Here is a 14,029-nt window from a genome sequence, read left to right as displayed (position 1 = left end):
AAGCCACCCACACCACCGACATCACCGGCACCGCCGAATCCGCCCCCGGCCCGCCCGGCCCGGCGGCCTGACCATCGGCGCGGGCCTCGGCTACCGGTCCCCGCCGTACGCCGGCGCCGCGCTCACCCTGGCCGGCCTGGCGGTGCCGACGTACGCGGCACACACCCCACCCCGCCCGGCACAGCGGCAGGCCCTCGACGACCGCCACCTCACCCCTCCCCGCACCTTGCCCCCTCCGCCCTCCTCATACCGGTCCCCGGGCGCCCGCATACCGGTCCCCGGGCGCCCGCCCTCTGCCTCGGCCATCGGCAGTACGGTGTCCCCCATGCGCCCCGACACGCCTGCCGAGAACGTCGACCACACCGCCGAAGCGGCACGCCTGGAACGGGCCGTCGGCCTGTATCCCGAGGACGCCGAGGCCCTGCTCCTCCAGGCCGCGGCCCACCTGGAACTCGCCGGCGACCGTCCCGCCGCGACCGCGCTCTACGACCGCCTGCTGTCCGCCCCGGCCCCTCTGGAGGCCCCCCACCTGGTACGGGCCCTGAAGGCGGCCAACCTCTGGGAGTACGGCCACGAGGCGGAGGCCCGCGCGATCATCGAGGGAATCCGCACCGCCGCCCCCCGGGACCCGGCACCCTGGGTGATCGTGGCCGAGGCCCTCGAATCCCACGACGAGCTGGAAGCGGCCCACGACGCGTTCACGCAGGGCGCGACGCTGCTCCTGACGGACGTCCCGCAGCCCCCGTACGCCGCGCACCCCCTCCTCTTCGGCCGCCACCGCGTCCGCCGGATGCTGGGCGCGGCCCACGACGACTGGGACACCCTGGCCGACACCCTCCACTCCTCCTCGGTGTCCCTGGACGAACTCCACGACCCCAAACGCGTGTGGTCCCTCGGCTCGGACAACCCGGCGGAGCTGGAGGCCGAGATCTCCCGCCTCCGCGCCGAACTCGACACCCACCGCGAGACCCTGTCCCGCCCGTTCCCGGTCGCGGTCCTGCACTGGCCGGCCACGGAACTGTCCGAACTGCTGGCCGCCTACCCCTCCCTCACCACCGAGTACCCGTCCCACGAACAGCACCTGACGACCATAGAGTCCGCCCTTCGGGAACTGGCCTCCTCCGGAACGGCCAACCTGGGCATCGTCACAGGCACGGTCCCCTCCTACGAGGCCTTCGCAGCATCGGAGGGCTCGTCCCCGAACGACGTGACGCTACTGCCGCAGTACGCAACGACGCTGGCGGCGAGGGGGAGGGCGGTGGCTTGGCCGCCAGAGAGAGGGGCGGGGTGCTGGTGCGGGACAAGGCAGAACTACGAGGAGTGCCACGGCACTGAGGTATGAGCCACCCGGCCATGAACGAGTCGACGGTGGAATGGGCCCAGCGTGTATCGAGCCAGGCGAGAGCCCTGAACAAGTAACCGTGCGCGAGACTCTCGAAGAGGTCGGCATACATGTGACCGCGCTCAAGTTCCTCGGAGAACGGGTCCACTCCAAGACCGGTCGGAGCATGTCGTACGTGGCCGTAGTCGTAGAGTCCGGAAGCCCTTACGTCGCAGACGACGAAGAGATGGCCGAGGTCGCATGGGTCAGACTTACCCAAATCACCGAGTACGTGCCGTACGGCCTCTTCGGTCCGGTGCAGGCTCATCTCGACGCTACGCTGAGCCGGTGACGCCTTGTCCGTGAACCGCCAGTGATCGGATGCCATCGCACCTGACCTGCGCAAGCCCGGGGCGTTGGTGCACTACCCAACGTGAGTGCCAGCACTGTCAGGAAGCCATGCCTCGAATCCCACAGGGCGGCACTTCACAATCAGGACCCGAAATCGATTAGCGTGGATCATCGCCCCGAACCGACGACCCAACACGTAGGACACCATGTCGCGCAGGAAAGCAACAGAGGAGCCACGACCCTGGACACCGCCTCCAGGTTCCTGGGCTTCTTCGGAGGCGAAACGGCGCAATATGCAAGCCGTGCGCAGCCAAGACACCAAGCCGGAGATACTGGTCCGCCGACTCGTCCACGCCAACGGCCTGCGGTATCGCGTTGCGCAAAGGCCCGTCCCGGACCTGCGGCGGACCGCCGACATGGTGTTTCGCCCAGGCAAGGTCGCGGTGTTCATTGACGGCTGCTACTGGCATGGATGCCCCGAGCACTACGTCTCTCCGAAGACCAACCCGGACTATTGGTCAGACAAGGTTGTTCGCAACGTCGCACGCGACCGAGACACAGACAGCCAGCTCAAGGAGGCGGGCTGGCTAGTCCTCCGGTTCTGGGAACATACCCCTGCGGAGGAGACTGCGGCAAAGATCATCGAGGAGGTACGGCGGAGGCGGCAACACGGCTCCTGAGAGACCGCTCCCCCCTCCTCCGCACGATGAAGCCGCAGGCAGGAACGAATGTCAGTGCGGTCGTTTACTCTCTCATCAGCATCGTCTGGATGGGGAGGGATGACCTTGCTGGGCAACGAGACCCTGACATCACTCGAGATCTGCGCAGGGGGAGGGGGACAGTCCATAGGGGTTGAGCAAGCCGGCTTCCAGCACGTTGCGCTCGTGGAGCGCAAGGCAGAAGCGTGCGAGACTCTCCGTCTCAACCGCCCGTCCTGGCAAGTGATTGAGAAGGATCTACGGGACTTCGAGCCGGAGCGGGACGCCGGGCTCACCGCCGTCGATCTCCTTGCGGGCGGCGTGCCATGCACGCCCTACTCCATAGCCGGGCATCAGAAGGGTTCCGACGACGAACGCGATCTCTTGCCCGTGGCACTGAGGCTCGCCAAAACTTTGCGCCCACGCGCAGTATTGCTTGAAAACGTGAAGACTCTGGCCAGGAGTAGGAATTTCGCTCCCGTCCGGAAGAACATTACAAGCGAACTCGAAAATCTAGGTTACTCAGTAGATTTCAAGGTATTGGACGCCAAGGATTTTGGAGTCTCCCAGACTAGGCAGCGAACCCTGATCGTGGCCATCCGAGACGGCCGCGAGAAGTTTCAATGGCCAATGGGTATCTGGGAACTCCCTCGAACTGTGGGCGAGGTATTGAGGGAATCTATGAAATCCAGAGGCTGGCCGGGAGCCGACGAATGGGCCCGCCTCGCAAATGACATCGCTCCAACACTGGTCGGCGGCTCAGAAAAACATGGAGGCGGCGACCTCGGACCGGATCGCGCCAAGAGGCGGTGGGCCGAGCTAGCCGTTAACGGGGACTCGACCGCAGAGTTGGTACCAGGCCCAGACTTCGTCCTCCGACATGGTATCGGCAGAGGAGGTTGGAAGGGCTACCCGAAGCTCACCCCTCAGCAGGTCGCACTGCTGCAAGGCTTCCCGGCTGATTGGAAGTTCGCGGGGAGCCGGACAGCTCAGTACAAGCAGATCGGCAACGCCTTCCCGCCGCCGGTGGCACACGCTGTCGCGTCGTCCATAGCCGAGGTTCTCCGCGAGCCCCCGGCTGCCGAGGCTGCCTAGATGCCAGTCACGCCCACCACGGCAAGCGGTACACTGCTTGCGCTCGGCTGGCGGCCGAGGAAGTTCGGCGAGTCTGTATTCTGTCGGCCATGACCGCCCGCACCACTGCCACGATCAACGTCGTCGACCTGTTTGCTGGCTGCGGCGGCTTCACTCAAGGCTTTCACTCGTACAAGCCCGCTCCAGGCCAGGCCTCTCCGTTCCGCTCGGTAGCGGCCGTGGAGTTTGACAAGGCTGCCGCCTCCACGTACGCAGCGAACTTCGGCGAGGGCCAGGAAGAATCTTGCGAGGTCTTCGCTGACGACATCAAGAAGTGGGACCCATCCCCATATAAGGGAAATGTAGACGTAATACTCGGGGGGCCACCCTGCCAGGGGTTTTCCGGACTGGGTGACGAGAACCCACTTGACCCGAGAAATAAACTGTGGCGCGAATACGTTCGAGTAGTTGCGGCAATCGAACCCAAAATCTTCGTCATCGAAAATGTAGACCGCTTCTTTAATTCACCCGAATATCGGGCCCTTCTCGCCTCGAACAAGAAGGGGCTGCTGCGACGCTACAATCTCACAGCTCGGAGCGTCTTGAACGCGGCTGACTTCGGTGTCCCCCAGGCTAGAAAGCGCGCCATCGTTATCGCAACACATAAAGACCTTCCGGCACTGGGGAGCCCTGATCCAACACACGAGCGGACCCCACAGGGGGATCCGACGCTATTCGATGCACCCAGCCGACTACCGTGGGCGACCGTCGAAGAGATCTTCACAAAGAGCCCAGAGGAGCCGCTAACGAATTCCCTCCCGTCAAGGGAAGCAGATATTCTCGGCTACAACATCCCTGGCATATACCGGACGAGTGAACTCCACATCGGGAGGAGTCCAACAGCCCTCTCGCTTGCTAGATACGACGCGATTCCGCCGGGTGGAAACCGCAAGGATCTACGCGGAAAAACGACGATAATCAACGGCGAGGAAGTATCCCTTTCAACGGAAAGTTGGGACCGTCACAACAGCGGCACCGGAGACGTAATGGGTCGGCTGCGCATCAACGCACCATCCGTTACAATCCGGACGGAGTTCTTTAAGCCCGAGAAGGGTCGCTATCTCCATCCATCTCTCAACCGTCCGATCACGCACTACGAAGCTGCTTTGATTCAAGGATTCCCCGAAGAATACAAGTGGTGTGGCTCTAAGCTGCAAATTGCCAGACAGATTGGAAACGCCGTACCGATCGGGCTAGCCGAGCAATTGGCTAAGCACATTCACTACCATCTGGCTGCGAACAACGCTATCTGAGCGGAAAGCACTGTGTCGGCGCTTCGAGGGGATCGAAGCGCCGACACATGGTGTTGTCTCGGCCCAGATCTACTGAGCGTTTGCCCTGCTGCCGAACAACCCGCCGCCCTGCGTCAGGATGCGCTGCTCGACATTCACCAGGCCGAGGAGAGCAGAAGATAGCGCCACTGGCTCCAGAAGACGTTCAACGTCCTCTTCGCTGATCACTTCTGGCTTGTCACCATTGCTACCTACCACGGTGCCATTGAGCCTCTGCGCGTGCACGACATGGGCGACTGCTTCCTCACCATACACCCTGTGAATCAGCTCTTGGATTTGCTTCGGATCAGCCTTCGGCCACACGTTATCGACCCAGTAGTTGCACTCCTGGACGAAGACGGGGTGCGTCTCATTCAGAAAGACAACCCCGTGGGAAACCAGCCCGTCTGACAGCGTCATACTGTCGTTCTGGTCATATCGGGCGAGGAATTTAGCCTCGTCCGATTCGAATTTCCTCCACTGGAATGCCGGGAACCCGCCCTTGGCACGCGCTGGCCGTCCAGGCGCACTTCCACCGACGGCGGGGATCAGTACTTGCCGGGGCCCCGTGCTGCCGCCAACCCCGCCAGGCGTTCCCTTGCCACCACTATTGCGAGTGGTTCGCTGGCTGCCCGGAATTCCCGCGGTCGCGCCGTGCGGGAATCCCATTACGAGGCCTGCCGCCGATGAAAGAACCCTCGACGCCTTGAATCGGGGGTTCAGCCGGTCCAAGATCCTCGAAAGATTCTTGGCCATCGACGCATCGCTCTGTCCTCGGTTCCCGGATCGCGCCTCATCCCGCACGCGTGCAAGTTCCTCAGGGAAGCGTGCGAAGAACGCATCCCCCCACTGGTCCCAGGGGAGATCGACACCTCCCTTGGCCATGAGCATGTTCCGGGACGCGTGGCTGATGACGCCCCACTCCATCGGCCGGCTGTCGCTGTAGACAGGAGGATGCAAGACCAACCAGGTACGGCTCCGAATCTCGTCGGTGATACCGAATTGCCGATACCGGCTCTTAGCGGAGTCCGCATGGTAGAGCTCGCCGCGGTAGTCAACAGCAACGACTGGGCGCTGGTTGACATAGTCCCGAGACCCCTTGACCGGGGCATCTGGTTCAGGCACATAGAACCACTCGGCTTCTGTGCCATGTTCGTCGACTACTACAGTCCCGGTGAGCTCAGTTTTCGGGATGAAGTGCCGCAGCCCGTATACTCGCCGGGGCCGCCACACCATCTCCTGGCCGCCCGGCAGAACTACGGTCTTGTCTTTGCTGGCGCGCCTCTCTTCACTCTTGCGCTCGTACAGGTCAAAGACCGTGGTTTCGATCGGTGCACCGTTTCGTTCAGGTACTTCGAGAAGGCGCCCATTGAGGTACCTGATCAGCCCATCAACGTTCTCGTTACGGGCCGGTTCCGGATCCCCCTGCCAAGTATTCGATTCCGCCGACTGGCCCAGCAGTACCATGATGGTGCCGGTTTCCATCCAATCGGGCCGGATGGCACCCCAGTCGCAACCGTGCTCCTCGTCGTTGAAGGGCCTGGGCGTGGACAGATAGGAGACGAAATCCCCGTCCTCGTCCTGCGCTGCCCATTCCTTCAGGGCGTAGTTGCCCTGCTCATCCCGATAGATCCACAGCATGGCCCCCTCGGGGTTGTTCCGGGTGTAGCTGATGACTACAACTCCGTAGGGATTCCATGGCAGCACTGCGGACTTGAAACCTTGCCCGAAGTTCTGGTCCATCCCGATCGGCTTGCCACCGCCGCCGAAGGTGGTGAGAAAGATCTTGAGGTCGTCGGGCTCCATGCCCTCGCCGTTGTCCATGATCGTCCGACGCCGGACACCAAGCCGCTCCGCAGCCTGTTCCTCAATCCCGAACTGGATGATCGATGCGTGGCTCTCCTCAGAGTTCTTCCACGCTTCTCTGGCCCACTGGTAGGGGCCGCCTGCCTCGTACGCTTGCCGGATGAGTTGATGTGTTGCTTCCGTCGGCACATGCACGTACCTGGGCATGTCGAACTCTCCCTTCCCCCTAGAGCCGTAGCCCTAGAAGCTTCAGCAAGAGCGAACGCCCTTGCCAAGAGAGCACCATAGCCTCAGGCGTCCTCCTTTGCGTAGAGTTTTCGCGATGTCAGGGCACGTCAGCTCTCGCGAGCTTGACCGAGGATCAGCAGCTGCTCCCGCTCCGATGCACGCAGCCATGTGTAGGCGTTCAGGCCAGCCCGGGTGCGCCGAGCGATCTCGTCAATGCGTCCGAGGACGTGTCGTATCGCCTCGGCCCCCCTCACGCCGACCGGAGGCTCCAGTTCACTCCATGTGAATCTGTTCGACGCGAGGACGAGGTCTTCCTCCACGGCAACCGTCAGCAGGAACTCCCCGCGAGTCGGGCCGTTCGCGAGTGGCATCACCTCCACTCCGTCCAGGAACCCTGCTTCACTCGCGATCCGACAGATCACCCGAATCGAATCAGGTTCGGGGCGGACGAAGTTGAAGTCCTCGACCAACCCGGAAGCTCCGATTCCGTTCTCGCGTGTCACGAGAGTTGCCCTGACGCCGCCTTAAAGCAGGACTGCGCCTGGTCGAGGATGGAATCCGGGTCCAGACCATGAGCCGCAACCCAGTGCAAGAGATCGGCAATCAGCCCGACCGCGCCGTCGCCACCTTCAACCACAGGGGGCACTCCGGGACTCCCAGGGCAGCAGACCTGTTTGCCGTACGCAGTGAGCAGCTCATCGGCACGGGAAACGCGGCGATCCGAGATGTGACCGTGCGGCGTTGTGAGCGTTGTCACCAACTCGCACCAGATGGCCTTCCCTTCCGAAATGAGGCGAACGCCCCACCTTTCGGACACCGCGTCGATCAGAGTGAGGCCCCTTCCGTCCTCCGCATGGTCGTCCGATTGGACTGCCATCGGGAGTTGGTTCGCGAACGGGTCCTGTACCTCCAAACGAAGATTCGTGCCCGCCATGGAGACCGCCAGCGTCGCCGAAACGCCGAAGCCGACGTGCTTGATCACGTTGGTGGCCAGTTCGCTGACGCAGAGCTGAGCAGGTTCCACCATGCCGATCAGGCCCCAATGGCCGAGATGCTGACGGATGATCCGCCGCAATGCAGGCACCTCGTTCGGCCTCGCCTCGAACGGAATCTGCAACTCCGAGCGCGGCAGGCAGTTGTCGTGATTCACGCGCAACCTCCTTGGTTTCAGGTCCGTGACACGCAGCTCACGAAGCGAGCAGTGGCCTGTCGCCCTGACACACACCCACCGCTCCCAGGACAGGAGCACCCGGGCAGGCGTGCGCGATGCACTTCTGCTCACCATCCGCGATCGGCGCGACACCCAACGTAGAGAGGTTGAGGTAAATTTGCCATCGACTTCGGCAGATTAGCTAGATCGTGGCACTGGGTCACGTGAACACGGCAAACTGCAACCGAGCGCACAGGAAGGAACGGCATGCCCCCGAAGCCAGTCCCCACTCAGCGGCAGAAGCGGCTCGGCCACGAGCTGCGCAGGATGCGAGTAGCGGTCGGCATGTCCGCGGAGGAGGCCGCAAAGCTCCTGGGAGTCGACCGGGGGAAGATCTCCTACATGGAGTCCGGGGTCAGGAGCATCAGCGAGGAGCGGCTGCGCACCCTGGCTCACCACTGCCGCTGCGACGACGAAAAGTACGTGGCCGCATTGGCGGAAATGGCCTCACGCACCTCGGGCTGGTGGGAGCAGTACCGCAGGACCCTGCCTCAAGGGCTCCTGGACATCGCCGAGTTGGAATGGCAGTCCGTTCGCATGCGCACCGCGTGCACAGTGCACATTCCCGGCCTGCTCCAGACGACCGACTATGCTCTCGCGGTCTTCCGGGCTGTCCTTCCGCATCTGCCCGAGCACGAGGTGACGTTGAGAGCCGCCCACCGCAACCACCGTCAGGAGGTGCTCAACTCCGAGGCCGCTCCCTCCTTCACCGGCATCGTGCACGAGGCAGCGCTCCGGATGCAGTTCGGTGGGCCGAGGGTCACCCGCGAGCAACTCCGTCACCTGCTGGACCAGTCCGAGCGGGACAGCCGAACGGTCCTGGTCGTCCCCTTCACCCGCGGAGCCTTTCCGGGAGCGGGACAGACCGTTCTGTACGCGGAAGGGCCAACGGAACAACTGGACACCGTGCAGATCGACAACTCCCACGGCCCGGATTTCCTCTACGGCGAGGCAGAATTGACCAAGTACCGTGCTCACTTGGACCGGATGGAGGAGCTGGCGCTGTCCCCCGACGACTCAAGAGCCTTCATCCACGCCATCACTCGCGAGCTCTAGGAGACGCCATGCCAGAGATCCAGTGGGAAGAGCCGTTCTGCGGGGAAGGCAACTCGTGCTTCCGGATGGGCGTGGACGGCTCCGGAAACGCGTACATAGCCGTGAACGGCCAGGAGGACCGTTTCATCACGGACAGCCGGGAGGCCCTCCGGACCATGATCCTCGACATCAAGGCCGGCAAGGCGGACCGCCTGCTGAGATGAGTCCACCGAAGGCTGACATCAGACTTCGGCAGACCGGAGATACGAACTGAGGTTCAGCGGAGGCCGAGTGACGGATGCGGTCCGGCCCGGAGGGAATGTCTGACACGAGCGCTGTTCAGCATGCAGGATGTTCGCGGTGATCCGTTCATCAGGCACATCGCAGACGAACACCGTCTTCACACGCTTCACCGGGCAAGGCAAGCTCACAGAGCGTGCAGCGAACGTATGGGCCGTGCTGTTACCAGACCCACTGGCTACTCTGTGGCAACAGGTAGTAACGGGATGGAGGGGGTGGGTTCATGGATCCGGAGATGGCCGTGCTGGCCGGCACAGCAGGGACAACCTTGGTGACCTTGTTGACGACCGAAGTGTGGCAACGTGCCAGGGACTGTATCGCCTCGTTGTGGCGCCGTGCTGAGCCAGAGCGGGCCGAGGCGATTTCCGCGGAGCTCGAGGTAACACGAGGAGAGCTGCTGGCCGCACAGGCCGGCGGCGACCTCGAATCCCGCGACGAACTAGGTACGGAGTGGCAGGGCCGCATACGGCGACTGCTCGCCGCACACCCCGAGGAAGCAGAGGCGCTGCGGACGCTGCTGAATGAACTGGCTCCGTACAGGCCCGTAGGCTCGTCGGTGACGCAGCACGCCACCGCCTCCGGCCACGCTCGGGTCTACCAGGCCGGCCGTGACCAGAACTTCGGCCACCGGTGAGCGGCCACAACGATGCCCGGGCCGATGGCCAGGGGCGCATCTACCAAGCCACCGGTGACCAGTACATCACTGAGCACCATCACCACGCCCCTGACTGGTTCGGGCCGGACTCCGTGCGCCGCCCGACGGTCGGCCGCGCCCCCCGGGTGCTCCGCGACCGAGTCGGAGAGATGGACCGTCTGCGCGCCGCCGTCGAACCCGGTGTCGGCAACCGCGCCTACGTCCTTCACGGTCTGGGCGGCTGTGGCAAGACCGCCGTCGCCTACACGCTCTTCCAATACGCCACCGACCAGGTGGGCCGACTTGGGCTATGGGTCAACGCTTCCGACCCGGCCTCTCTACGTGCCGGCATGCTCGCTGTCGCAGCCGACCGCGGAGCCACAGACGGTGAACTGATGGGAGCACGCAGCGGGCTGCGTCCCGCCGCCGATCTCGTTTGGCACTACCTCGACCGGTCCGACCGCCCCTGGCTCCTGGTCCTCGACAACGCCGACGATCCCGCCATCCTCCGCGACGGCGGCTGGCTGCGTACCAGCCCCACCGGCACTGTGGTCGTCACGACCCGGCAAGCAGCGACCCATTGGTGGCCGGGTGCAGAACTGCTCCAGTTCGGTGTGCTCCCACGTGAGGATGCCGCCCTCGTTCTGCGCGACCTCGCACCGCATGCCGGGTCGATCGAAGATGCCGCGGAGGTCGCTGACCGCCTCGGACGACTGCCTCTGGCACTGACCCTCGCCGGCGGATTCCTCGCCCACCAGGTGATCGACCCATGGAGCCTTGCCGACTACGGCCGCCGGCTCGACGGCAGCACAGGTCTCGACCCCATCGACCTCATCGAACAAGGCGCCACAGCCATCGGCGGCGATTCTCGGCACCTGCCCAGCTGCACCTGGCAACTCTCCATCGATGCCCTCGCCGCACAAGGTCTACCCGAAGCAGGCCGCCTTCTGCGCCTACTCGCCTGCTGGTCCAGTGATCCGTTGCCGCTGTCAGTCCTGCTCGGGGCCGAACTCGGCCCGGCACTCCCGGCATCTCGCGTCGAATCGGCTCTGCGCGGGCTCATTGATCACTCCCTCACCGAGCTGGCGCCCGGGGAAATGCGTTGCTTACGCACCCACGGCGTGCTCCTCAACAGCGTGGCCCGAGCCACACCCGCTGACCAGCAGGAGCAACTCTCCTTCACGGCGGCCCGCCTATGTCTCACTCTATTGCCAGAGGTGCCTGACCGAGGGATGCAGGACCCCCTGGTGAACCTGCTCGCACCTCACGTGATCGCGCTATTGCAGAGAACAGCGAGTTGGGCAACCGGCCAACCAACAGCAGAGGCTGCAGCAGAATGCGCTCTTCGACTTGTCACCGCAATTCATAGAACTGGTGACTACACCTCAGCACTCAGCTTGGGCAGACAAGCTGGTGAGCTACTGGAATCCCGCTTGCCCGAAGACAACATTTGGCTTGTCAGACTGCGTCAACGTGTAGGGCGGGCCCTCTTTCGGCTTGGACGATTTGAGGAATCCGAGGCCGTTTTTCAGCAAAATCTGGAGGACTGCGAACGGACGCTGGGGCCAACAGCACCAGACACACTAGCGGCTTGCACAAAGCTAGCCAGTCCACTCGTCGTTCTTGGCCGAAGACCGGATGGTATCTCGCTGTTCCGGCGAGCGGCAGAAGGGTATCTTCGAGCACTCGGCGCCGTGCATCCCCTCACGCTCAACGCGCGGTCGAACCTCCTAGAAGTATCCACGCAGTCGCTAGACGTAGACGCAGGGCCGGACTTGGTCATGGAATGCCGTCAGGAGATCGGAGAAGACCACACCATCACGCTCGGCGCAGAACTCAACTGCGCCTTTGCACTCAATCGCGCTGGGCGCCCGGCAGAGGCCCTGTCGTACATTCGCTCCGCCACTGAAAAATTCTCCCACCGCTTCGGTGCCGATTTTCCTATCACGCTCAACGCCCGCCAAACATTTGGCGTGATTCTCTATACTCTCGGCGAAGAGGCTGAAGCAATTGAGCATCTGGAAGAAGTCACAGAAGGCCGGACCAGGACACTCGGGCCGAACCATCCGTGGACGATCCACGCCAAGGAACTCCTGGAGAGATATCGAGAACCATAGAGAAAATCTTGACTTTACATCGACTTACCCAGTTCCTCAGCAAGGTGGTTGGTTCAGACCAACAGCCATGACGCTGCGTGATCGATCATAATCCTCTCCGCGCAGCACCTCGTAAGCGCGTCGGCCTGCCATCTACCTGGTTCACGTACGTGACAGATTCGGTCATTACCGTAGGGAGCAGGGCGCGCGGCCCCTTCCTTGGTGCTCTCCGCAACGGGAGACGTACCGCTGTAGGACACTTGTCTTAGACCGACGGAAGCAAGGAGTACTCGATCGTGAGCGCACAGTACGCGGAGGCGTCTGGACCTACGACGCTGCCGTTGACGACCATCGGTGACATCAGAGCCGCCCTCAGGTCCGGCCATGGCTTTCCCAGCGACCGAGAGTCCTTTGAAGCGGACCTTCAGCATGCGCTGGAGACGTCATCGGAGACGGACCTCAACGCTGTGGCCACGGTGATCGTCGACTATCGGGGTCGAATCCGGCTCTACCAGGACCCCGACTTCGACGTCGCCGTACAAGAGGGCATCGACCTCACGGCCAGGTTGAAGCAGGAGGCCCAGGACCGATGAGCGGTGTGATCGCGGCCATCACAGAGCGGGCCGCCGAGCGAGCGAAGGGTCTCGGGGCCGAGCACGCGTTGGAGAGGTTGCGGCAGGAGCTGGAACAGGTGCCCCGACTCGGGGTCCTGCTCGGGCTTCCCGGTCATGACGGCACCGAAGTCCGCAAGACGAGGATCGAACCCCATGGCAGCGTTCCGGGGTTGGCAGTGGCGTACGTATACACACCGGCGCCACCGCCGCCTACCGTGGCCATTGTCTCGCTGACGCCGGACGACGGAGTTGCCTCCGATTGATTTCGGGCGTCTGCCGTCGCCAACGGTATGTGCGTGCAGTGAGCCGCGGGATTCGCGGGCCAAGGTCGCTTGGACGCCGCGGAGGTAGGGTCTCGGTGACGCGGAGGGGGTCGGTTTATGCGGGGCATAGTCGTGGCTGTCAGTTGTAACGGGGTGTACTCGTTCAGCAAGCCGAATCGGGAGAGCATCGTGTTGCTTGCCGGGCTCGGGGTCGAAGGGGATGTGCATTCCGGGGTGACCGTGAAGCATCGGTCGCGGGTCGCGCAGGATCCCACGCAGCCGAATCTTCGGCAGGTGCACCTCATGCACGAGGAGTTGTTCGAGGAGGTCGGCGCGGCCGGGTTCCGGGTGGGGCCCGGGGAGTTGGGCGAGAACATCACCACCCGGGGCATCGATCTGCTGGGGCTGCCCGTGGGAACGCTGCTGCGGATCGGTGACGAGGCCGTGGTCGAGGTGACCGGGCTGCGCAATCCGTGTGTGCAGATCGACGCCTTCCAGACCGGGTTGCTGAAGCAGGTCGTCGGGCGGGACGCGGACGGGAACCTCGTGCGCAAGGCCGGCATCATGAGCATCGTGAAGGCGGGCGGCCGGGTCCGGCCGGGCGATGTCATCGAGGCGGAATTGCCGGCGGGGCCGCATCGGCCCCTGGACCGGGTCTGAAGCGTCGTCGGCGCACCCCCGGCCCGACGGCGGCCTCGCCCCTGGGACGCCTCCGGCGCCGACGGAAGGTTGACACACCTTGACTCAGGTTCGGGACGGTGCGCGGGGCCGGGGTTGCGGACTGCTGGCGGTTGACTGTGCACGGGCGTGTTCTGGCGCACATGAGTGAGTGTCCGGGCTGCGGCCTGTGCGACCGCGTGGGGCAGAACGAAGATTCCTCTGTCGAATGTGGGACCTTTCCTGATGGTGGTCGTTGGGTACGGTGACGGGCTCTTCGCAAGACGCCGGGACGGGGGCGAAGGCATGGGCAGGCTGCGGGAGATGGCGGCGCCGTTCGTGCTCCCCGGCCCTTCGGGAGTCGCGATCCGCGACCGGCTCAAGGGGCTGACCACCGAGGACGGGAAGGTA

At 63.7% G+C, this 14,029-nt stretch carries 15 protein-coding genes; 12 read left to right on the top strand and 3 right to left on the bottom strand.

Going from position 1 to position 14,029, the window contains the following annotated elements:
* The first annotated feature begins 325 nt into the window (after positions 1-325).
* The 5 genes from ABT245_RS25600 to ABT245_RS25580 all read left to right on the top strand — a co-directional run bounded on the left by ABT245_RS25600 (position 326) and on the right by ABT245_RS25580 (position 4,757).
* Positions 326-1,342 (top strand): hypothetical protein, encoded by a 1,017-nt coding sequence (locus ABT245_RS25600; protein ID WP_351737364.1) that lies wholly within the window; start codon positions 326-328, stop codon positions 1,340-1,342.
* A gap of 31 nt (positions 1,343-1,373) precedes the next feature.
* A complete protein-coding gene (locus ABT245_RS25595) occupies positions 1,374-1,673 on the top strand; it encodes an NUDIX hydrolase (RefSeq protein WP_351737362.1) in 300 nt (99 codons plus the stop codon).
* A gap of 205 nt (positions 1,674-1,878) precedes the next feature.
* Positions 1,879-2,352: a very short patch repair endonuclease gene (locus ABT245_RS25590; protein ID WP_351737360.1), complete on the top strand. Its 474-nt coding sequence runs from the start codon at positions 1,879-1,881 to the stop codon at positions 2,350-2,352.
* A gap of 105 nt (positions 2,353-2,457) precedes the next feature.
* Positions 2,458-3,465, top strand: coding sequence for a DNA cytosine methyltransferase (locus ABT245_RS25585; RefSeq protein WP_351737358.1), 1,008 nt, complete (start codon positions 2,458-2,460; stop codon positions 3,463-3,465).
* Positions 3,466-3,554: 89 nt separating this feature from the next.
* On the top strand, positions 3,555-4,757 hold the full coding sequence (locus ABT245_RS25580; RefSeq protein ID WP_351737356.1) for a DNA cytosine methyltransferase: 1,203 nt from the start codon (positions 3,555-3,557) through the stop codon (positions 4,755-4,757).
* A gap of 69 nt (positions 4,758-4,826) precedes the next feature.
* Here the strand turns inward: ABT245_RS25580 and ABT245_RS25575 are convergent, their stop codons facing one another.
* The 3 genes from ABT245_RS25575 to ABT245_RS25565 all read right to left on the bottom strand — a co-directional run bounded on the left by ABT245_RS25575 (position 4,827) and on the right by ABT245_RS25565 (position 7,959).
* Complete coding sequence (locus tag ABT245_RS25575) at positions 4,827-6,788, bottom strand: hypothetical protein (RefSeq protein WP_351737354.1); 1,962 nt, start codon at positions 6,786-6,788, stop codon at positions 4,827-4,829.
* 128 nt (positions 6,789-6,916) lie between these two features.
* Complete coding sequence (locus ABT245_RS25570; protein WP_351737352.1) at positions 6,917-7,312, bottom strand: hypothetical protein; 396 nt, start codon at positions 7,310-7,312, stop codon at positions 6,917-6,919.
* Positions 7,309-7,959, bottom strand: a complete 651-nt coding sequence (locus ABT245_RS25565; RefSeq protein ID WP_351737350.1) for an ATP-binding protein — start codon at positions 7,957-7,959, stop codon at positions 7,309-7,311. The genes ABT245_RS25570 and ABT245_RS25565 overlap by 4 nt, the downstream gene beginning before the upstream one ends.
* A 267-nt stretch (positions 7,960-8,226) precedes the next feature.
* Here ABT245_RS25565 and ABT245_RS25560 point away from each other — a divergent pair, with 267 nt between their 5' ends.
* The 7 genes from ABT245_RS25560 (at position 8,227) to ABT245_RS25530 (ending at position 13,621) form a co-directional block, all read left to right on the top strand.
* Positions 8,227-9,075 carry a helix-turn-helix domain-containing protein gene (locus ABT245_RS25560; RefSeq protein WP_351737348.1) on the top strand — a complete coding sequence of 283 codons (849 nt, stop codon included), beginning with the start codon at positions 8,227-8,229 and terminating at the stop codon, positions 9,073-9,075.
* Between the two features lie 8 nt (positions 9,076-9,083).
* Positions 9,084-9,278, top strand: a complete 195-nt coding sequence (locus ABT245_RS25555) for a hypothetical protein (RefSeq protein WP_351737346.1) — start codon at positions 9,084-9,086, stop codon at positions 9,276-9,278.
* 299 nt (positions 9,279-9,577) lie between these two features.
* Positions 9,578-9,988: a hypothetical protein gene (locus ABT245_RS25550; RefSeq protein ID WP_351737344.1), complete on the top strand. Its 411-nt coding sequence runs from the start codon at positions 9,578-9,580 to the stop codon at positions 9,986-9,988.
* A complete protein-coding gene (locus ABT245_RS25545) occupies positions 9,985-12,105 on the top strand; it encodes a tetratricopeptide repeat protein (RefSeq protein ID WP_351737342.1) in 2,121 nt (706 codons plus the stop codon). The genes ABT245_RS25550 and ABT245_RS25545 overlap by 4 nt, the downstream gene beginning before the upstream one ends.
* A gap of 275 nt (positions 12,106-12,380) precedes the next feature.
* Positions 12,381-12,677, top strand: a complete 297-nt coding sequence (locus ABT245_RS25540) for a DUF6247 family protein (protein WP_351737340.1) — start codon at positions 12,381-12,383, stop codon at positions 12,675-12,677.
* Complete coding sequence (locus ABT245_RS25535; protein WP_351737338.1) at positions 12,674-12,961, top strand: hypothetical protein; 288 nt, start codon at positions 12,674-12,676, stop codon at positions 12,959-12,961. Before ABT245_RS25540 ends, ABT245_RS25535 begins: the two co-directional genes overlap by 4 nt.
* Before the next feature lie 117 nt (positions 12,962-13,078).
* Positions 13,079-13,621, top strand: a complete 543-nt coding sequence (locus tag ABT245_RS25530) for an MOSC domain-containing protein (RefSeq protein WP_351737336.1) — start codon at positions 13,079-13,081, stop codon at positions 13,619-13,621.
* Positions 13,622-14,029 lie beyond the last annotated feature (408 nt).

This window comes from Streptomyces sp. NPDC001508 (assembly GCF_040298665.1).
Classification (GTDB): Bacteria; Actinomycetota; Actinomycetes; order Streptomycetales; family Streptomycetaceae; genus Streptomyces.
This window is presented reverse-complemented; position numbering and strand designations above follow the sequence as displayed.

What these genes read in the sequence shown, in the direction of transcription:
- ABT245_RS25575 (WP_351737354.1), bottom strand. Translation starts at nt 6,788, where the DNA reads ATGCCCAGGTACGTGCATGTGCCGACGGAAGCAACACATCAACTCATC.
- ABT245_RS25550 (WP_351737344.1), top strand. Translation starts at nt 9,578, where the DNA reads ATGGATCCGGAGATGGCCGTGCTGGCCGGCACAGCAGGGACAACCTTG.
- ABT245_RS25590 (WP_351737360.1), top strand. Translation starts at nt 1,879, where the DNA reads ATGTCGCGCAGGAAAGCAACAGAGGAGCCACGACCCTGGACACCGCCT.
- ABT245_RS25595 (WP_351737362.1), top strand. Translation starts at nt 1,374, where the DNA reads ATGGGCCCAGCGTGTATCGAGCCAGGCGAGAGCCCTGAACAAGTAACC.
- ABT245_RS25580 (WP_351737356.1), top strand. Translation starts at nt 3,555, where the DNA reads ATGACCGCCCGCACCACTGCCACGATCAACGTCGTCGACCTGTTTGCT.
- ABT245_RS25535 (WP_351737338.1), top strand. Translation starts at nt 12,674, where the DNA reads ATGAGCGGTGTGATCGCGGCCATCACAGAGCGGGCCGCCGAGCGAGCG.
- ABT245_RS25530 (WP_351737336.1), top strand. Translation starts at nt 13,079, where the DNA reads ATGCGGGGCATAGTCGTGGCTGTCAGTTGTAACGGGGTGTACTCGTTC.
- ABT245_RS25600 (WP_351737364.1), top strand. Translation starts at nt 326, where the DNA reads ATGCGCCCCGACACGCCTGCCGAGAACGTCGACCACACCGCCGAAGCG.
- ABT245_RS25555 (WP_351737346.1), top strand. Translation starts at nt 9,084, where the DNA reads ATGCCAGAGATCCAGTGGGAAGAGCCGTTCTGCGGGGAAGGCAACTCG.
- ABT245_RS25560 (WP_351737348.1), top strand. Translation starts at nt 8,227, where the DNA reads ATGCCCCCGAAGCCAGTCCCCACTCAGCGGCAGAAGCGGCTCGGCCAC.